Origin of the sequence: Pseudoalteromonas sp. Z1A2 (assembly GCF_011378755.1) — a bacterium.
GTDB classification, from domain to species: Bacteria; Pseudomonadota; Gammaproteobacteria; order Enterobacterales; family Alteromonadaceae; genus Pseudoalteromonas; species Pseudoalteromonas distincta.
In genome coordinates, this window is sequence record NZ_WTKX01000001.1 from 129,621 (window position 1) to 149,575 (window position 19,955).

General features: G+C 36.3%; 18 protein-coding genes. 9 read left to right on the forward strand and 9 right to left on the reverse strand.

The features are described from left to right. The first annotated feature begins 67 nt into the window (after window positions 1-67). Window positions 68-538, forward strand: coding sequence for a bacterioferritin (gene bfr / locus GQR47_RS00550; protein WP_002958985.1), 471 nt, complete (start codon window positions 68-70; stop codon window positions 536-538). A gap of 12 nt (window positions 539-550) precedes the next feature. Beyond that, window positions 551-1,015: a bacterioferritin gene (gene bfr / locus GQR47_RS00555; RefSeq protein ID WP_002958984.1), complete on the forward strand. Its 465-nt coding sequence runs from the start codon at window positions 551-553 to the stop codon at window positions 1,013-1,015. A 65-nt stretch (window positions 1,016-1,080) separates the two neighbouring features. On the opposite strand, the gene GQR47_RS00560 is transcribed toward bfr (GQR47_RS00555), so the two are convergent. After that, the gene (locus GQR47_RS00560) at window positions 1,081-1,275 is read right to left on the reverse strand and encodes a (2Fe-2S)-binding protein (RefSeq protein ID WP_002960627.1); all 195 of its coding nucleotides are present in this window, start codon (window positions 1,273-1,275) and stop codon (window positions 1,081-1,083) included. Window positions 1,276-1,617: 342 nt separating this feature from the next. Between GQR47_RS00560 and GQR47_RS00565 the strand changes: the two genes are divergently transcribed. Beyond that, window positions 1,618-2,175 (forward strand): TMEM165/GDT1 family protein, encoded by a 558-nt coding sequence (locus GQR47_RS00565; protein WP_165723366.1) that lies wholly within the window; start codon window positions 1,618-1,620, stop codon window positions 2,173-2,175. A gap of 61 nt (window positions 2,176-2,236) precedes the next feature. Here GQR47_RS00565 and GQR47_RS00570 read toward each other — a convergent pair whose 3' ends face one another. The 3 genes from GQR47_RS00570 to GQR47_RS00580 form a co-directional block, all read right to left on the reverse strand. After that, window positions 2,237-2,761, reverse strand: coding sequence for a DUF6436 domain-containing protein (locus tag GQR47_RS00570; protein ID WP_024608847.1), 525 nt, complete (start codon window positions 2,759-2,761; stop codon window positions 2,237-2,239). Beyond that, a complete protein-coding gene (locus tag GQR47_RS00575) occupies window positions 2,745-4,211 on the reverse strand; it encodes a methyl-accepting chemotaxis protein (protein ID WP_165723367.1) in 1,467 nt (488 codons plus the stop codon). The genes GQR47_RS00570 and GQR47_RS00575 overlap by 17 nt, the downstream gene beginning before the upstream one ends. A 146-nt stretch (window positions 4,212-4,357) precedes the next feature. Continuing rightward, window positions 4,358-4,909 carry an isochorismatase family protein gene (locus GQR47_RS00580; RefSeq protein WP_165723368.1) on the reverse strand — a complete coding sequence of 184 codons (552 nt, stop codon included), beginning with the start codon at window positions 4,907-4,909 and terminating at the stop codon, window positions 4,358-4,360. A gap of 166 nt (window positions 4,910-5,075) precedes the next feature. Here GQR47_RS00580 and GQR47_RS00585 point away from each other — a divergent pair, with 166 nt between their 5' ends. After that, window positions 5,076-9,590 carry an EAL domain-containing protein gene (locus GQR47_RS00585; RefSeq protein ID WP_165723369.1) on the forward strand — a complete coding sequence of 1,505 codons (4,515 nt, stop codon included), beginning with the start codon at window positions 5,076-5,078 and terminating at the stop codon, window positions 9,588-9,590. A 74-nt stretch (window positions 9,591-9,664) separates the two neighbouring features. Here GQR47_RS00585 and GQR47_RS00590 read toward each other — a convergent pair whose 3' ends face one another. Then, on the reverse strand, window positions 9,665-10,558 hold the full coding sequence (locus tag GQR47_RS00590; RefSeq protein ID WP_002960617.1) for a cation diffusion facilitator family transporter: 894 nt from the start codon (window positions 10,556-10,558) through the stop codon (window positions 9,665-9,667). A 197-nt stretch (window positions 10,559-10,755) separates the two neighbouring features. Here GQR47_RS00590 and GQR47_RS00595 point away from each other — a divergent pair, with 197 nt between their 5' ends. Then, entirely contained in the window at window positions 10,756-12,195 is a 1,440-nt protein-coding gene (locus tag GQR47_RS00595) for a diguanylate cyclase (protein ID WP_165723370.1), read from the forward strand. 238 nt (window positions 12,196-12,433) lie between these two features. Here the strand turns inward: GQR47_RS00595 and GQR47_RS00600 are convergent, their stop codons facing one another. Then, window positions 12,434-13,306, reverse strand: a complete 873-nt coding sequence (locus GQR47_RS00600; protein ID WP_165723371.1) for an SMP-30/gluconolactonase/LRE family protein — start codon at window positions 13,304-13,306, stop codon at window positions 12,434-12,436. A gap of 167 nt (window positions 13,307-13,473) precedes the next feature. Here GQR47_RS00600 and GQR47_RS00605 point away from each other — a divergent pair, with 167 nt between their 5' ends. Beyond that, on the forward strand, window positions 13,474-14,310 hold the full coding sequence (locus GQR47_RS00605; RefSeq protein WP_165723372.1) for a patatin family protein: 837 nt from the start codon (window positions 13,474-13,476) through the stop codon (window positions 14,308-14,310). Window positions 14,311-14,318: 8 nt separating this feature from the next. On the opposite strand, the gene GQR47_RS00610 is transcribed toward GQR47_RS00605, so the two are convergent. The 3 genes from GQR47_RS00610 to GQR47_RS00620 are packed head-to-tail and all read right to left on the reverse strand — an operon-like array spanning window position 14,319 to window position 16,440. Then, window positions 14,319-14,564 carry a hypothetical protein gene (locus GQR47_RS00610; protein ID WP_165723373.1) on the reverse strand — a complete coding sequence of 82 codons (246 nt, stop codon included), beginning with the start codon at window positions 14,562-14,564 and terminating at the stop codon, window positions 14,319-14,321. Beyond that, window positions 14,561-16,156 carry a PepSY-associated TM helix domain-containing protein gene (locus tag GQR47_RS00615; protein WP_182753073.1) on the reverse strand — a complete coding sequence of 532 codons (1,596 nt, stop codon included), beginning with the start codon at window positions 16,154-16,156 and terminating at the stop codon, window positions 14,561-14,563. The genes GQR47_RS00610 and GQR47_RS00615 overlap by 4 nt, the downstream gene beginning before the upstream one ends. Next, window positions 16,153-16,440 carry a hypothetical protein gene (locus GQR47_RS00620; RefSeq protein ID WP_165723374.1) on the reverse strand — a complete coding sequence of 96 codons (288 nt, stop codon included), beginning with the start codon at window positions 16,438-16,440 and terminating at the stop codon, window positions 16,153-16,155. The genes GQR47_RS00615 and GQR47_RS00620 overlap by 4 nt, the downstream gene beginning before the upstream one ends. Window positions 16,441-16,676: 236 nt before the next feature. Here GQR47_RS00620 and GQR47_RS00625 point away from each other — a divergent pair, with 236 nt between their 5' ends. The 3 genes from GQR47_RS00625 to GQR47_RS00635 all read left to right on the forward strand — a co-directional run bounded on the left by GQR47_RS00625 (window position 16,677) and on the right by GQR47_RS00635 (window position 19,927). Beyond that, window positions 16,677-17,447, forward strand: a complete 771-nt coding sequence (locus GQR47_RS00625; protein WP_165723375.1) for an undecaprenyl-diphosphate phosphatase — start codon at window positions 16,677-16,679, stop codon at window positions 17,445-17,447. A 9-nt stretch (window positions 17,448-17,456) separates the two neighbouring features. Continuing rightward, on the forward strand, window positions 17,457-17,678 hold the full coding sequence (locus GQR47_RS00630) for a hypothetical protein (protein ID WP_007581825.1): 222 nt from the start codon (window positions 17,457-17,459) through the stop codon (window positions 17,676-17,678). Window positions 17,679-17,905: 227 nt separating this feature from the next. Beyond that, the gene (locus GQR47_RS00635; RefSeq protein WP_024605668.1) at window positions 17,906-19,927 is read left to right on the forward strand and encodes an ATP-binding protein; all 2,022 of its coding nucleotides are present in this window, start codon (window positions 17,906-17,908) and stop codon (window positions 19,925-19,927) included. Window positions 19,928-19,955 lie beyond the last annotated feature (28 nt).

Here is a 19,955-nt window from a genome sequence, read left to right on the forward strand (position 1 = left end):
AGAAAACTTGCAATATAGGCTATATGTACTACACTGCATACAATTGAAATAGTTGAGGCGATTTATCATGAAAGGTAATCAAAAAGTAATCGATGCGTTTAATACATTGTTAGCTAACGAATTAGCAGCAATCGATCAGTATTTTATACACTCGCGCATGTATGACGACTGGGGTTTAAACAAACTATACGAGCGCCTTAACCACGAAATGGAAGAAGAAAAAGATCACGCAGACTGGCTTATTAAGCGCATCTTGTTTTTAGAAGGTGTACCAAATATGACTAAGCGCCGTGATTTACTTATCGGTAACGATGTAAAAAGCATGATGCAAAACGATTTAACACTAGAGCTTGAAGTAGTTGCGTGTGTTAAAGACGTAATCGCAATATGTGAAGAACAACAAGATTATCAATCTCGTAGCATTTTAGAAAAGCTGTTATTTGATACCGAAGAAGATCATGTTTACTGGTTAGAGCAACAACTTGGTCTAATTGATAAAATTGGTTCTGAAAATTATCATCAAGCACAAATGGCTTAGTAGGAGCATATTATGAAAGGCGATAAAGACGTTATTGCAGCGCTTAATAAAGTACTCGCTAATGAGCTTGTTGGTATTAACCAATACTTTTTACATGCACGTATGTTTAAAGATTTTGGCTTTACACAGCTTGATAAAGCAGACTACAAAGTATCAATTCAAAAAATGAAAAACGCTGATCGTTTAATTGAACGTATTTTGTTTTTAGAAGGCTTACCAAATCTTCAAGACCTAGGCCGATTACGTATTGGTGAAAACAGCGAAGAAATGATTGCTGCTAACATGAGTTTTGAACTCGATACTATTGACGAGTTACGAAGCGCCGTTAAACTGGCTGAAAGTAAAAAAGATTACATTACCCGTGAAGCCCTTGATCACATTTTAAATGAACAAGAAGAGCAAATTGATTGGTTAGAAACCCAACAATTACTTATTAAAAATACGGGTATCAAAAACTACTTACAGTCTCAACTGTAAATAGTAACAAGCATAAAAAAAGCAGCTAAAAAGCTGCTTTTTTTATATCTAAATTTTATATGTAATTAAGCAACTTGATCCGTTACATCCGCAATTTGAATAAGTCTGCGATTAAGGATCTTTTTAGTACAACCACAACACTTACCGCATTGGCTGCCTACTTTAAGCTCTTTGGTTAATTCACGCATGGTCGTTGCACCATCGTCAATTGTTTGCTCAATTTTTTTATCAGTCACACCGTGACAAAGACAAATATACATCAATACAAACCGTGTTAATTACATTCAATAGGTGCATACTAATCTAAACGACAATTGTTATCAATAGCCTCCTCACTAATAAATATAAATTATTTATTAGAATATGGTATTTGTTCTCTTAACTATATTTACCTAAAAGTAAAGTTATGGAATAATGGCCGCCTCTTAGGGGAGTAGCCCGCTCAGTAATGAGTAAACTTATCAACATAATTGCACCTCATGTGCATGGTAAGTTTGTAATGTTGTAGCAAGCGTTATCGGCGAGACCTAGGTAGACACTATCCTCATGGCGGGAGATAGTTGTTTGCCTTGGTTTAGTATTCCCGCCTGTAAGAATCAATAATGGAAGTTTTTTTAACCTCAACCGTCACTGTTACACTTGCCGAAATTGGCGATAAAACCCAGCTTTTATCACTCCTGTTAGCTGCCCGTTTTCGTAATAAAAGCGCACTTATTCTTGGTATTTTAGCCGCAACTTTACTCAATCATGGCCTATCAGCGTGGTTTGGGCAGTGGTTAAGTAATAGTTTTTCTTCTGAATATTTACCTTGGCTTGTAAACATCAGCTTTATTATTGTTGGCCTTTGGCTATTAGTTCCAGACAAAGACGAAGATGTAAGTAATAAATACGATAGCTACGGGGCTTTTTTAGTCGCTTTTGTATTATTTTTTATTGCAGAAATTGGTGATAAAACACAAATAGCGACAGTGTTGCTAGGCGCACAATATCAGTCTGTGTTTTGGGTAACGGTAGGAACCACTTTAGGTATGCTAATTGCTAACGTGCCTGTTATATATGCTGGTAATGCATTACTAAAAAGAATATCTCTAAACACCGTACGTGCTATTGCTGCTTGTGTGTTTGTGTCATTAGGTATTTATGGCTTAGTTACAATTTAATCAATATTAAAGCTCGAACCTGTTAATTCAAGTGCGAGCTTTAATTTTTTCTGCACGTTATTTATGCATTGTTTACACAGTAACACCCCTTGGTTTGCGTAATTAAAAGGTTGGAATTAAAACCTGCAGCTAAATTAGTGACCGCAGTTTCAACAAAGCCACTTCCTTGGGCACACGCTAATCCTTCAGAGAGCGGACCGGCATAAACAAACTCACCGTTTTTATTAATAATAACGGCGGCAGGCGTTGCCGGAATAACGTGTTTAAGCTTTGGTGTTAATTCAACTTGTACAACCTTCATAGCTTTATTGGCAGCAAAAGAGCTTAACGATGAAATATGTGGTTTAGCCTGTATGGTGCACCCGCAATTTTTTTCAGTTATAAGCACTAACGACGCTTCATTAGTGTCAACCCAGTCCAATTGCTTTTTAAAGTTATTAAACCAGTGCTTTTGCAATAAAACTTTTGAGCTATCAAACGGTTTAAGTTGCTCTAACTGAAAATAAACTAAACCTGCAACAACACAAACAAGCCATATAGCTATAAGCGAAAATACAAAAGAGTTAGATTTATTTAAACTTGGCAATGCTTTGCTCTAATACATCAATACTTACATCGATTAACTGCACCTTAGCGGTTAACTGCTGCACTATTTGCGTATCTTGGTACTGATTTTGGCGCATAGTATCAGTACTGCTTGCTATTAACTCGGTATTACCTGCCTGCTCCGCTACAACTTGTGCAACTGAGTCAGAGCTTGAAGATACTGCGGCTATTTGCTCGCTCATTGCTGAAATATTTTCTTTCATTGCAGCACTAATACTTGTTAAATCAACTACAAAACTCACACACTGACTCATTGATTGCGTTGACGTTTTACTATTATTAACAAGATCTTTTAATGTAAGACTAATTTTATCTGTTGTTGCTTTACTGTGGTTAGCCAAAGATCTTACCTCATCAGCAACAACAGCAAAACCTCGACCGTGTTCGCCTGCGCGGGCAGCTTCAATAGCTGCATTTAAAGCAAGTAGGTTTGTTTGCTCAGCAATGCCTGATATTTCATTAAGAAGCCCTGAAATAACATCGCCAGCTGCCACTAAGTGATTTATTTTTTCTTCGGTATGATTAAGCAGTGTTAACAACTCTCTACTTTTAGCGTCTGTTTGAAGCACTTCTTTTAATGCATCACCTGCAGATTGTGTAATATGGTCAACTTGGCGCTTAAGCACCTCACTTTCTTCTTCTACAAGTTTAAAGCCATTGGCAACTTGAGCGCCAGAATTAGCAATATCATCGGTTTGTTGTGTGCGTTGAACCGCACCACTCGCTAACTGATCGTGTACATCAATAAGCTCTTGTGAGTTTTTTTGCAATGATTCTGATTGTGTTTGTACCTGTTTAATAACATCAGATAAGTAATCTAGTAATGTGTTAAATCCTGCTACAGCTTCGCTTTTAGTGTCATCCGCGCGAAGAGAGAGTTTAATGTTTTCAGGATCTTTCATTATTTGTTCTGTCGCATAACTTAAAGATAAGCCCGCACGACGTTCCCGTTGCAGCGTTTTTGCAATATAGCCTGCAACTAATACTTCAACTATTGCGTATCCAGCATGAATTAGCACCGTAGTAAAAGCGAGTCTATCAGGGTCAAATACGTAAAAACCCGTATTTTGAGTTTGTAAATAATAAAAAGATAAATGATGTACCGCTACAAAAATAATAGCGGTAATAAACACTCGCCACTGTACAAAAACAATTAACATGGGCATTAAAATAAATATTTCAAAATGGACTTCAATCAGCCCAAAAGTTTGTTGTATGTGCAAAAAAGAAAACATCATTATGGCGGCAGCTACCACATGGGGGATAATAGGGCTATCACCTTGTGTTTTTAAAAGCCATATAGGTAATAAACACAATGGCAAACCTATCATAAAAGCCTGCGCTAATGTGTCGAAATACAAGCCTATAGCAATAGACTCGACAAACAAAAGACTGAAAATAATTGTAAATAACCGGCCAATACTAGACATAAGAACCTTAAAATTGTTGTTTGCATTGTTGTTTTATAAAGCAGTCTGCAATATACGTATATAAACGAATTTCAGTTTACTTAACACAATAATTAACTAACGACACATCAAAGCAATGCATTTTATTTACATTACATGCATGCGGTCTACTTAATTATAGGCAGTATTTTCTTAAACGTAGGCGTAGCAGCTTTTTTTGTCCATTGAAAAATTACTATTTCAGCGCATGAAATTACAGCTCCAGCTTGACGTAGCTGCTCAATCGCCAAATTTTTATGTTGTGGGTTTCTCGAACCAACTCCGTCGTAAACAATAATAACTTCAAAGTCATTTTCTATTAAATCTAAGCATGTTTGTAAAACACACACATGTGCTTCAGTTCCCACAACAACAACTTGCTTTTTACCATGGTTTTTTAACGTATCAACAAAACCAGGCTCTGCACACGCACTAAAGTACGTTTTATGAAAATACGTGGCATTAGGTAACGTATTTTTAATTTGCTGATTAGTCTCGCCCAAACCTTTCACATATTGCTCCGTTACTAAACATGGAACGCCATGAATAATACCCGCTTGAGCTAACTGCAATGTGCTTTTTAAAATATTCGGAAAATCTTTAATTGCAGGAGCAAGCAACTCTTGTAAGTCTATAACTAATAACACGCTGTTTTTTGCATCAATATTAGAGAAAAGCACTATACTCTCCTTATAAGCATTTACTATTATCTGTATAGAGTAGCTCACTATTTAAAAATAGAACTTTTAGCGTTATGTATATTATTTGTAATTAAAAAATAAAAACTTATGCTATATTTACTATCTAGCTAAGCATCATCCTATCTTCCACTGAGAGTGTTTATAAGTGCGTTTGAGCAAATTTTTTTTTCATATCACCATTACTTTTTTACTATGCATCCAAAGCACTTTTGCATCACAAAACTATGCTCAGCAATTACAACGAATTTCTACTGACGAAGGCCTATCGCAAAGTTACGTTTTGCAGACTCAAGAGGATGATATTGGTTATATTTGGATAGCAACCCAACAGGGTTTAAATCGTTTTGATGGATATAATGTAAAAACTTTTAGTGGCGGCTTTGGCCTGGATAAACACTATATTTATGCATTATTTAAAGCCGAAGACGGAAAAATCATTGTCTCAACAGATCTTTCTGGTGCCTATATAATAGATCCCCTCACTTTAAAAACCGAAAAAATCTATTCTGGTCAAATAGATAAAGAACAAAAAATGTTCTCTCCGATCTCTGCAATGACTCAGCAACAAAACACTTTTTATTTCGCCATAGATGCTCAAATATATACATTTGATGAGACGAGTAAACACTTTACATTTAAGCTAACCCTACCAAATAAAGGTGACTACATTCGGTCATTAACAATATATAAAAACACTTTATATATTGGTACAAATGATGGTTTATACACTGCAAATATAGATAATTCAGAACTTGTAAAAATACCTCTTCATCCCCCTGAAAAAAATACGATAGATAATGTAAACGTCAAATTCTTAAGTATTGATAATGAATTAGGATTACTTGTTGGTACTGTTGAAGGCATGTATCAATTAGCATTCGATAATACCAAAAATATATCTGCAGCAAATATTACAACTTTAATCCCTGATTATAATATATGGGATTATGCCAATACTGTTTACGGGGAGTTTGTAGCAACCGAAAGTGGATTGTTCAGTTATCACCGCGAAACCAAAGAACTAGAATTCGTATTAAATTATGAAAAAAGTAAGTTTAATATTAATGAAAACTCAATAAACGATCTAATGGTTGATAAGTCCGGCGTACTTTGGCTCGCATCTAGAACCCAGGGCGTGTTTACATGGCCAATTATAACCCGACGGTTTAAACACATTACTTTACCCGGTAACAATACTATTCATGCCACCTACCAAGACAAAAATAATATTATTTGGTTAGGAACAGAAGATGGAATTGCACGGTACGACAAAACAACAAATAAAAGTGATGTATATCTGAGCTCAACCGACTCAAAAGCAATATACGGGGCATCTGCCGTTTATGATATTTTTGCGTCTTCAATTGGTGATAATCAATTCCTTTGGCTTGTTACTTTCGATGGTTTTAAACTGTTTGATAAACAAACGGGTAAAATTATTGAAAATAAAGACACAGAAAAAAATGTAATTAACCAATCCAACTTATTTGGCTTTGCCCAGTTATCTGCAGACACATATGCATTTATGTCGAATGATAATTTTTATGTTTTTAATGAAACAACAGGAAAAACAAGAATTATTAAGGGGCTCAAAGAGCAAGTCGATCCTTTATTTTCTTACGCTTTTTATAAACACCTCGACACACATCCTGAAGAGTTTGTACTTGGCACATCAAAAAGCTTCCTTAGGTACAACGAAAAAACGAAAACTTTAACGACTATATTTCAGTCTTTTAATCCTAAAGAAGATATTTTTTACACTGTAGAAAACTTTTACTTAGACTCAAAACGAAACATTTTATGGTTAGCAACCACTCACGAAGGTTTGCTCGGCGTTGACCCCGTTACTTATGAAAGAAAGCACTATATAGGATTAAAAAATTCGTTTAATACTGATTCTATCTATTCACTACTTCCCGATAAAAACGGCTTTTTATGGGCAAGTACCGACAATGGTCTGTATCAAATAGACCTAGATACTCTCAATGTAGTGAGTTTTTCAGTAAAAGACGGTTTGAATATAAACCAATTTACACCAATAGCGGCAGCAACACTAAGCGATGGCAGGCTTATATTCGGTAGCAATGCTGGAGCCTTACTTCTTGACCCGATAGACTTTAATGAAAAAGAACAACTACAAAAAAGTAATCTAGCCATTACTGATATTAGCCTCCTTACTAGGGAACTCAATTACAACCCTCATAAATACCTTAGCAAACCACTTGAATTAAATTATGAAGACATGGGATTGACGGTTAGCTTTTCTAACTTCTCTTACCCTAATATTGATAAAGCATATTATAAAGTAATCCTTTCAGGGCCTACGTCTCTTACATATGAAGATTTACAATCTAATCAAGTGTTTTTCACAAAGCTTCAACCTGGTAATTACTCACTAAAAATATCAGCACATAATCGTGATGGTATTATTACAAGCGAGCCTACAACACTTAATATCAACGTGGCGTATGCTCCTTGGAAATCGCCCATTGCTATAGCCACCTACATTATTTTAATTCTTGGGGTGTTATTTTTTATTTTTTGGCAGTATCGCAGCCGCCGAGTAGCAATTGAACAAGCCCATAGAGCGACTATTCATTCGCAAAAGCAAACAGAACTCGCGCTTAAAAATAATAAAAGCGGCGTATGGGATTATAACTTTAAAGACGCTTCCGTAAATACGCTCAGAGGAAGTGAATTAGGCTATACAGACTTACCTGAACGCGTGCATATAGATCAATTTTTAGCGATTATACACCCAGACGATCGACGTCGTTTTGAAAACCAATGGGAAAACTACTTCAAGTACAAAAAACAACAAAACTGGCAAGCAACTTACCGTTTACAGCATAAAAATGGCCATTGGCTCTGGTATCAAGATACAGGGCAAGTTATATACGATCCTCAAACAAATGAGCCGCTATATGTTTCTGGCATATATACCAATATCACCGAGCAACGAGCTAATGAGCAACAAGCAAAAATTTTAGGTGAAGCGTTTAGCCAAATAAACGATTGGTTACTTATACTCGATAAGCGTTTAATGCCATTTTCTGCGAACAATAGTTTTATTGAAACATTTTCAAACGAGCAAACGGCCACCCAAATTAGCCCTAAATTGTTTATTAAAGCAATTGGTAAAGATAAGTGCAGAGAGTTTGCTAGTATTTTAAAAAAATTAAAACCAACTGAAAACTGGCAAAGTGATGTTTATATAAGAACAGCAAGAAATAACGAACACCCAATACATATAAGTGCCACAGCTGTAACAAAAGACACTGCAAGTTACTATGTGATTGTTATTACAGATTTAACTGAACAAAAACGTGCTGAAAACGAACTGCGCTATTTGGCTAATTTTGACCCTCTAACACATCTACCTAATCGTAGTTTAATGTATCAAAACATTGAAAAGGCGATTAAATATGCCGATAAAAACAATACCCAATGCGCATTATTATTTATTGATTTAGATAAGTTCAAACCTGTTAATGACTCTTTTGGTCATGCAGTAGGTGACAAGCTTTTATGTAATATCACCCAAAGAGTAAGCGGCATGCTTAGCGAGGACGCTATACTTGGCCGCCAAAGTGGTGATGAATTTTTAGTGCTGATTCAAAATATAAAATCACTCCAATCTCTTCGCGATACCGTAAGAAAAATTAGTAATGAATTAGCTAATAAAGTAATTATTGAAGACTTCTCTATTAATATTTCAGCAAGTATTGGCGTAGCTCTGTACCCATTCGATGCTATAACCACAGATATACTCATCCGTAATGCCGATGTTGCAATGATGCACGCTAAGCAAGGCGGGAGAAACGACTTTAAGTTTTTTAGCGATGAAATGAATGAGCTAATAAAACAAAAATTACTGCTTGAAAATGATTTAAAAGATGCAGTAAAAGACAACCGATTTTTTAATCACTACCAGCCTATTATCGACATAGAAGAGAAAACAATAAATGGCGTGGAGTTACTCATGCGCTGGAAAAATGAAGGCCAGTTAATATCTCCAGCTCTTTTTATTCCTGTAGCTGAGGAAACCGGTTTAATAGAACTTCTTACTGAGCAAGCCTTGCACCGTTCACTAATTGAACTTGCACCTATACTCAGCGAAAACCCGTTGTTTTATATATCTTTAAACTTATCGCCTAAACACATTTTAAAAACAAACATAACACAGCGGTTAATGGCTATATTAGCGGACTCTCAAGTTCATCCAAGACAATTAAGGCTCGAAATAACAGAGAGTATTTTATTAGAAGATAAGCTTAAAGCAGCCAAACAGCTGCAAAACCTAAAAGCTGCTGGGTTTAAATTACTGCTTGACGATTTTGGTACAGGATACTCATCACTCACCTACTTAAGCCAATTCCCTATTAATGTTATTAAGATAGATCAAAGCTTTGTAAATAGTATTGGTATAGATAAGGGAGATGAATCAATTATTAAAACTATTTTTTCATTGGCAGAAAACTTAGATCTATACTGCATTGCAGAAGGAGTAGAAACGCGCGAACAGATGCTCTTTTTAGCCGAGGTTGGCTGCCATGTATTACAGGGTTATTACTTTGCAAAACCAATGAATGCTAAAGACTTACGTAAAAGCGATTGTTTTAGCAATATCATTGATTTGATTAGATTTGATTTGATTTGATTTGATTTGATTTGATTTGAAACATTAAAAGCGTGCTAATCATTATTACACGCTTTTATATTAATTAGATGCTATTAATGGATATGATGGCATTCATGGCTTTCGATTTGTAATACACTATTACGTACATTAAATTTTTCGGCTAATAATTGCTCTACCTTCATACGACACGCTTCATCATGTTTTTCAATCGTACAATGTTGTTTAAGGACAACGTGTGCGCCTACTACAATACCATTATACTTGCGCGTTACAGTGACGTTATGGACATTATGAACATGTTCCATATCTGTAATTTTACTTTCAATATCAGTAACTTTAGGAAGTTTCGCTTTATTTAGGCGTAAACCTTTTATACAACTAATTATGACCTTAATACCGGTGAATAATACGAAAGAAGCAATTAACATACTCGATAAAATATCGATTACAACCCAGCCTGTGAAATATATAAGAATACCGGCAACAAATGTCGATACGGTAGAAATCAGATCAAAGAATGAGTGTAAAAATACCGCGTACACATTAATACTCGCTTTGCGGCCTTTATATAAAACCCATGCAGCAGCCCCATGAAATAAAAAACCAATAGCAGCAATAACCGACATTAAATAACTATTGATAGCCAGCTCATTTCCTTCATGTTGGTGTATATAGCGCTCACCACCTTCATACAAAATAATTAAACTGATTGCTAGGTATAAAAACCCGTTCACTAGGCCACCAAAAAGCTCTGCTCGTTGATGGCCATCGTTATAGGTTTTGGCAAAATGAATAGCGAGACTTGATGCTATCAGTGCGATGAATAACGAGCTATTGTGAACAAACAAATGCCCCGCATCAGCAAGAACAGCAAGCGAATTAGAATAATAAGCACCTATAACCTGAATTACCATAAACGAACACGTAATTGCTAGCGCAATGAGTAACCGACGACGAGAAGCTTGGTGTGTAGTGATTTCTGTCATGAAATGCTTGAATAACCTATACTTAAAGTGCAAATAAGCCAAAGATGGCTTAGAGTAGAAATGGGTAATGATATACAGTATCAATTATAATACGTACTGCCCGCAAACGCACTAAAAACTTAGTAAATCAAAAAAAATGTGCTAATAGTTAGTAAAGAAAAAGAATTTAATTATGGCTTGGACACATGGAGAGTTGAGTGAGTAATAACCTATCAGAAGAAGCATGGCAAAACTTGGAGTTATTGCCGTTTTGTGTATTACTTTATGATGCAAATGAAGATATATTTAAAGTTAACAGCCAGGCACAGGACTTGTTTGACTTAAAAGACCAATCACATTTTTATAAAACTGATTTTTCACACATCACTTTAACCAATCATCACAGTAAAAAAAATCTGTTGATCGAGGAGCTATTCTTTGATTATTTTACGGCAAATAACCAATGCCAGTTTATTTTATCGAAACAATCATCCAAATTGCTACTCAACGTAAAATTTGCAAATTTACCTAATTCAAACTCCATTATTATTATCGATATATTAAATAACAACGTGGATGAACAATATGATTTTGATAATATTATATCGAACATCTCAACTGACTTAATTGATATTCAAAATGACGATGTTGATAAGCATATCAACTATGCATTAAAAGCAGTCGGTACGGTTTGCAATGCCGATAGGAGTTATCTTTTTAAGTTTTCCGATGATGGTAAAACTATTAATAACACTCACGAATGGGTCAATGATGGTATCAAAGCTTTTAAAGACGACTTACAAAACCTTTTAAAAAGCGACCTCCCTTATTTTTTTAGTTCGATGGCCCGTACCCACTTATTCAGAGTGAATGATGTAACGTTGCTCCCCATTCAAGCAATGAGCGAAAAAACGATTTTCCAGCGACAAGAAATAAAATCGGTACTTTGCATTGGATTACGTTATGACAAAGAACTGGTTGGCTTTATTGGCTGTGATTGTGTTGTTCAAAAGCGAGATTGGACAGATTTAGACCTTATTCGCCTAAGGTTAGTAGGTGAAATGCTTGCTAATGCTTTCAAAAATTTAAATTATAAGCAAGAGCTTCAACAAACTCAGCAGCAACTCATTAACGCCAACCAAAAACTCAATAAACAAGTCAATACTGATGGCCTTACAAACATTGCTAATAGACGCTGTTTTGATCAGACTTTAAAATGCGAAATTAAGCGCTGTGCACGTAATAAGGAACCCATTAGTTTAATTATGTGTGATATTGATTTTTTTAAGCGTTATAACGATAACTATGGGCATCAGCTTGGCGATGAAGTGCTAAAGCGAGTGGCCAAAGCGCTACACAATATTTGTAAACGCGAAGGTGATCTAGCAGCTCGTTTCGGGGGTGAAGAATTTGCGATAGTTTTACCTGCAGTCGACACAGAACACTGTCAAAGGTTTGCTGTTCTTATTCAGGAAAAAATCGCAGAACTCGCAATTGAACATAACTTTTCAACTGTCAGTAAATACCTCACTTTAAGCATTGGGTTTTATAGTTTCATACCCAATCACAAAACAAAACCCAAAGAGGTTATAACTAACGCCGACATAGCCCTTTATAACGCAAAAGAAACAGGTAGAAATAAAATAGCTAGTTTTTAAAAACCGACTAAGGTGGCTCACTGCAGTGAGTTTTAGTGGTTTAAAGTTTGCTGTAGTGATAATCCATACACCTGAAATTATAAACAATACAACTACTCAGTGATTTACGCGTAGTAAGCTAAGTAAGGCGTTGAAAGTGAGCAACCAATTATCGCCAGTACTGAGGTTTTAGTAACTAAAAAAGAAGTGGTATTATGTGGGTTACGCCTAAAAGCTAATCATCACTGAAAATTACAAGTTACAGTAAAACGGGCGGCTCAAACTGCCCTTTTTTTATACCGGAGATCTGAAATACAGCGCCTTGTTCACCAACAGTATTATTAATCGCTTCATCAAATGCCGATGTTACAAGTAGCAACTCAGCATTTTCACCACCGAAGGCGGTGCACGTCGGTTTTAATGCACAAAGCTCTATTGTTTTAATTAGCTCACCGCTTGGGGATAAACACATAACACATCCCATTCCCCAAACAGCTAGCCACAAATTGCCTAATTTATCGGTTACGCAGCCATCGGGGTCAACATCAGTATTATTAAATTGATAAAAAACACGTGGCTCAGCGCAAGGCTCACCAGTTTTCTCATCCAAATCTAATACATAAATGCAACTAGTTAAAGAGTCGCAGTAATAACCGCGTAAACGGGACTTATCAAAACACAATCCATTTGGGATACTCAAACCACTTACAACGGCTTTAAGCTGGTTTTTATAATAACGGTATATTATACCATCCCCTTTTTTAGCATTTACATCCATTGTACTTAACCAAAAGCCACCCCATGGATCAGCACGGCCGTCGTTTGAACGTCGATTTAGCTGTGTATTTTCAATACTAAGGATAAGATGGCGAGTGCTTGAATTAATATGGTATTTGTATATACCAGTACTTGTCCCTAGCAATAAGTGCTGCTCATCAATCCACGCTATTGCACTGAGCGTATCGGGCATATTCACGGTTTTTAGTTGGCTTTCGCTGTGTATATTTTTGCTTAAAAGTAATTTTTTATTTATATCGACCCAAAAAAAAGTGTTCAGCATAGGATGCCAAAGAGGACTTTCTGCAAGCTGACTCTGTGTGCTTTCAAAAATGGTTACGCTAGGATCAAACATAAGTAGTTATTCTTTATTATTAACAAAGCCTTGTAATACTAAACCTTACCAGAAAGCAGTGAGTTTCGCGATGTGTACCCGGCTTTAATTTTTTATCATCTTCAGTAATCTCTATCGCATTTTTTAGACTGAGTTGATAACATCAAATTTCATAAAAAGGATTGGCCATGAACAACAATAATAAAAACACACTCGTCGTTGAAGGCGGTGCAATGCGCGGTATATTTGCCGCTGGTGTGCTTGATGAGTTTTTAAAACAGCAATACCAGCCATTTGAACGCTATTTTGGTGTTTCAGCCGGAGCAACTAATATAGCCGCATTTTTATGCAAACAACCGATGCGAAATTATAAAGTGATTACCGACTATTCATGCCGTCCTGAATTTATTAATTTAGCGCGCTTTATTAAAGGTGGTCATTTATTTGATTTAGATTGGTTATGGCAAGAAACAATTCGCGAAATACGCCTTCATACAGAGGTATTCGAACAAACTCCACAAGAGTTTTATATTGTATCTACGGCAATCGAATCAGGCAAAGCACACTATTTAAAAGCCACCAGCGCCGATATGGTGCATCAATTAAAAGCATCATGCGCTATACCCATTGCATATCGTGACTACCCTATTATTAATGACATAGCGATGACCGATGGCGGTGTTGCTGATTCAATTCCGGTTATAAAAGCTTACGAAATGGGTGCACGCGAAATCACCGTTATTTTGTCTCAATGTTTAGGCTATCGTAAAAAACCAAGTAAGGCACCTTGGCTTACTAAAAAAATGTATAAAAACTATCCTGCATTAGTTCAAGCGACCTTAGATAGGGCTGATTTTTATAATAAGTCTATCGATTTTATTATGAATCCACCAAATGACTGCAAAATCAATATTATTGCTCCACCAGCTAATTTTAAAGTTGGCCGAACCACTAAAAAGTTTGAAATACTTAATAGTGGTTACAATATGGGAGTTGATGCTGCTAAGGCCTTTTTAGCTAAATAACTGCATTTTTACCCTAATAATTGCGGCGCTTTACCCGCAATAACTGCAGTTAGTAACCCTGCTAACATAGCTCCTACAACGGTGCATATTGCACCGCCTAAAATACCATAAACACTCATAAAGCATATCAGCGCTAAACTAAATAGCAGTGTACATAAAAAAGCTTTAGTGGGTATTGTGAGTGTGTTTTTGCGTATATTAAGCATCATTAATAATAGACTTACCATGGCAATTATAATTAGTAGTTCGTTCATGCGGGTTGTACCTCTGCTTGTAATTTTTGTGTGTTTTTTATTTTTAAGGCACCAAAAATACACGCGATACCCACCACCATAAAACTTATATCTACTATCGCGACAAGCGAGCTATTAAGGTTAATAACATTACTCACGCCAAATATAATATTGAGCGGCAGCACCAAAGCAAGCGAAGCGCCGCATAGCAAAAGAGTCAGCTTAAAATAGTTTTTATAACCTATAGGCAATACACTTAAGAGTAACCATGCCAACCACGTATAAAAAAACACGGGTCCAAAAAAGCTATTTTGCGCCACACCAATAACGGTATAATTAAGTACAACTTGCAAAGGAAATAACACAAAGCTTGCTAATACCAAGCCTCCACAACTACCAATAATAAAACGATTCCAGCGTGCATATGCCTGCACACTCAGCGACGGGCTACTGCCACGTGTACGCTTTGCTAGCCACATCATCATGCCCGAAATAGGTAAAAGCGCAGTACTTAAGCCAAGCAATACCCAAAGTAATTTTACAAACACCCCTGCAAAGTTCCCAAAGTGCAGCGGAAACATCAACTCAATTACTTTTATCGAAACACCTGAAATATCACCAAAACTACTCATCGACTGCACAAACTCACCATTGCCTTTATAATGCAGTAATTGAGAAGCAACAGCCTCGCCACCTAACAAACGCAAATACACCTGCGCATTCGCATCGTTATGCGCCATTATTGTGACATCCCTAATTATTGCTTCAGGGTAACGACTATGAGCATTGTCTAAAATAGTGTCTATTTTTGTAGGTTGCTTAATGTGGCTAACTACCGGCTCAGGAATAGCGGTAAACGTTTCTATTAACTTATCTTGATCGCCACCAAAGCTCACAAACGCAGCTGCTGGTAATAAAATAACGGTCGCAAGCCCTAAAAATGATCCTGTAAAACCAATTACAATATTAAATACGCTGCCCCAAATACCTATGACCTTATGAGCATCGCTTACTGCAATATCTAATCCTTTATCTCGCCTAAACGTAAAGAGCTCTTTTATCAATTTACGATGAATAAACAAGCCTGTCACTGCACTTACTAAAAGTGTTAAACCTAAAAAACCAGTGAGTATTAACCCAATTGGTCGCCCTAAATGCAAATCTGCATGAAACTCACCTATATAAGTTGGCGCATCCGTTTTTTTATTAGCGTAAAATTCTTTACTAGGACCATAGTAAGTATTTTCCAGCGCCAATGTATTGGGATGAAATTGAAATACTCTGGCCACCTCTTGGTCATAGTTTTCATCGCCATGGTGGGATTCAAATACCAACGTTAATAAATGAAAGTTATGTCCACTTGGTAAAAACACATGAATGTTTTCACCAAATTCACTAGGCACCTGTTTATGGTATTCGTTTACTAGTCGATTAATTTGCGCGCTGGCAACGTGTTGACTAGATTGTAGCTCTGGATTTGCCCATATTTTTAACTCAGGTCGCGACAGCACTGCTAACGCCCCACTAAATGCAACAATAAATAGCAGTACAGCAGTAATAATTCCTACCCAGCTATGTAATAAAAATAGCTTTTTTAAAGTAATCGACTTCATCCCTGCCCCTGCGTTAACGCCCAAAAACTCAATAAACCATGTAATACACACAGTGCAAACATTACAACAAACGGTTGCCATACCTTTTGCGCCAAATACGCATAAATAAACAACGCAGTCCAAATAACAGGAAAGAGTAAAATAGGCAGTAATATTTGTTCATTCATTTGAAATGGTAAATAGGTTGTCATACCCGGAATCATTATTACCGCTGTAACTAGCGCTAAAACACACGCAATTAAGTGCCTTCTCCGTGTAGCTGTAAACGTTTTTTTATTATTCATTATTCGCTCAATAAATTTGCCCAAACATATACAAAACAGCATATGCAAATGATAACAATTACTATTATATTGTGCATTTATCGCTTAATGCAATTTATTAAACAAATTAAGTCTAATAACACTGTTGGTTTGCCTTAAGAGCTTTTATGCTACGCCTCGCAATTTAGGTACGCAGTAATGCGTCATTTCAGTTAAGCCGAGTTCGGGCTTTTTAATTTTTCAGGAAGCAGTAAACCGTGGATATAATTAACGCGATTATTTTAGGTATTATTGAAGGTATAACAGAATTTTTACCCATATCATCAACTGGGCACTTAATTGTAGCGTCAAAGTGGCTAGGCATTGAATCAACAGACGCTAACCTCGCCTTCGAAGTCATTATCCAACTTGCCGCCATTTTAGCGGTACTAGCCAACTATAAAGATAAGTTTAGCCCTAAACATTTCAATTTATGGGTGAAAGTTGCCATTGCATTTATTCCTTTGGGTATTATTGGTTTTATATTTAGTGATGTAATAAAAACACTGTTTAGCGTACCAGTAGTAGGTGTTATGTTTATTGTAGGCGGTGTGATTTTTTTACTATTAGAGCGCAATTATAAAGAGACTCACTGCACAACTACCGATGTAACCCAAGTTACTTATAAACAAGCTCTTTGGATTGGCGTAGCACAAGTATTTGCGTTAATTCCAGGGACTAGTCGTGCTGGAAGTTCTATTGTTGGTGCCATGCTGTGTGGTTTAAACCGAAAAGCCAGCGCTGAATTTTCATTTTTACTTGGTTTACCTGTACTTGCAGCAGCCTCAGGATATGACTTACTTAAACATTACCAACTGTTTAGCTTAGATGACCTAACTGCCCTTGCTGTGGGTTTTTTAACGTCTTTTATAGTCGCTTATTTTACTATTAAACTATTCATACGCTTTCTAGAAAATTTCACTTTTGTTAGTTTTGGTCTTTACCGAATCGTATTTGGTGTTATTTTATTAGCTATAGCCTACACATAAGAGAATATTATGAGCGAAAAAATAAACGAAGAAGCACTCCACGCCCTAAAAATAGCTTTTACTTACATGCCTAAAGCGATTGAAGTAACAAAGTATGAATATGGCGAGCGCTACCAAAGCGTACTTGATCACATTGAAGCTGTACGTGAAACACTGCTTATTAACGATGTTGACCCAGAGGAAGTAGGCGGCGATATCAACCCGCAATATACCCCAAATTCAACGTATTAAAAGTATACCGCTGAGTATTATATGCTCGGCGGCATGTTGCACTATAAACTAGCACTATTAATAAACCACTAACTTAGTTCATAAAAACATAAGGTTATATAATTTAATACGTATCAACTTTAGTTATTAGTAATTAAAACTGCTAAACTGGATTTTAAACTAATACCAATGCCCTAATTGGCCTATGTATTATATAAATTGAACAAAAGCTTACGGGGTGTTTTCTTTTGAATTTTTTACGATGTTTTCACGATATAGTTTCTAATCAATCTCTTGATTTTGAAAATAAAATTAATAAGCTCTTAGTGTTTGGGTTAGAAGTATTTGACCTTGAGCTAGGTATTATTAGTAAAGTAGATAAAAACAGCTACACCGTTTTATATGCCAAAACCCCTGACAACTCACTTTTACCCGGTACCGTGTTTGAATTACAAGGCACCTATTGCGTACATACGCTCGCTGCTGGCTCTGCACTTGCCTTTCATAAAGCATCTCAAAGTGCAATTGCAAACCACCCCTGTTATATAAACTTTCAGTTAGAGTCTTATATTGGCGCGCCAATAAAAATTGGTGATAAAATATTTGGCACCGTTAACTTTTCATCCGCAAAAGACTCCCTCGCTTTTAACGATGATGCTTATGACTACATCGAATTATTTGCACAATGGCTTGGATCGGAATTTGCTCGCACCCAAGCTAAAGAACAACTCATAAAAAATAGTAATACTTTATTAAAGTTAGAGCACATTGCAAATATAGGCACGTGGGAAGTTGATCTAATCTCCGATAAAATTACCTGGAGTGAGCAAACCTACCTCATACATGAGGTGGATGAACAATTTCAACCGCAAATGAATTCTGCAATCGAGTTTTATAAAGAAGGCCCAAGTCGTGAAGGCATTACTCGCGCGGTAGAATTAGCCATAGAAAAAGGCAAAAAATGGAATTTAGAACTAGAAGTAGTAACCGCTAAAAATAAACACTTATGGGTGGCTACCTTTGGTGAGGCCGAATTTGATGAAGGCCGATGCGTGCGGTTATTTGGCACCTGCCAAGATGTAACCGAATCAGTAATGCTACGAGAAGAGCTTAAACAAAAGCAAGCTCAAGCAGAGCGCCTACTTGAAGACAGAAGCATGCTATTTGCTAAAATCAGCCACGAATTAAGAACCCCACTCAATGGTATTACAGGTATGCTTACAACATTAGTCGACGAGCATAGTGAAGAAGTGCGTGCCGAAAAAATTAAAATCGCACTTAGAAGCGCCGATATTTTACTCAGTATAATTAACGAAGTTCTCGATTTTTCTAAAATTAATCATGGTGAGCTAAAGCTTGAACCTACTGACTTTTTACTAAAAACAATTTTTACCGATTTAACTTCTTTGTATACACCTCTATTTAAAAACACGCATGTAACGCTACAAGTAAATAATACAATTGATGACAACTGCTGGGCGTTTAGCGACAACACACGCCTTAGCCAAATAACCTCTAACTTACTAAGCAATGCGCTGAAATTTACTGAGAATGGTTCAGTTACACTAAACACAAACCTTTCTAAAATAAAAAATAAGCTAATTTTAAATATTGAAGTGTCTGATACCGGCCGAGGAATGAGTAAAGGCTTTTTAGAATCACTATTTTCTCCTTTTTCTCAAGAAGTAGATGCTAAGAATTCAAAAGGTGGAACAGGCCTTGGCCTTGCAATAGTAAAAGAGCTTGTTGAATATATGGGCGGAAAAATAAAGGTAAAAAGTACACCTAATAAAGGCACTACGTTTTTAGTAAATATTCCTATTGAGAAAGGGACAGAACAAAAACAAGAAAGCCTTAAATCAACGTTAGATATCAACGGCAGTGAACTATCAGTGCTTGTAGTCGATGATAACGACATTAATAGGTTGGTACTTCATGCTTCTTTAGGCAAACTTAATATAAAAGCCGACTCTGCAGTTGATGGCCAAGATGCTGTATTAAAATGTCGCCAAAAGCATTATGACCTTATTTTTATGGACTGCATAATGCCCATACTCGATGGATTTGAGGCAACAAAGCAGCTTAGATCAGAAAACATCTGCTCGCATGAAGAAACCTACATAGTGGCTATAACTGCTAATACTTCATCACAAGACAAACTTGCCTGCAAACAAGCCGGTATGGATATGTTTATATCAAAACCGTTTAAACTACCCATACTTGAAAAAGCGGTTATTAACGCGCTTGAGCATACAGCTAAAGTTAGCTAACCTTTATAGCTAACTGATTGGTTAAATA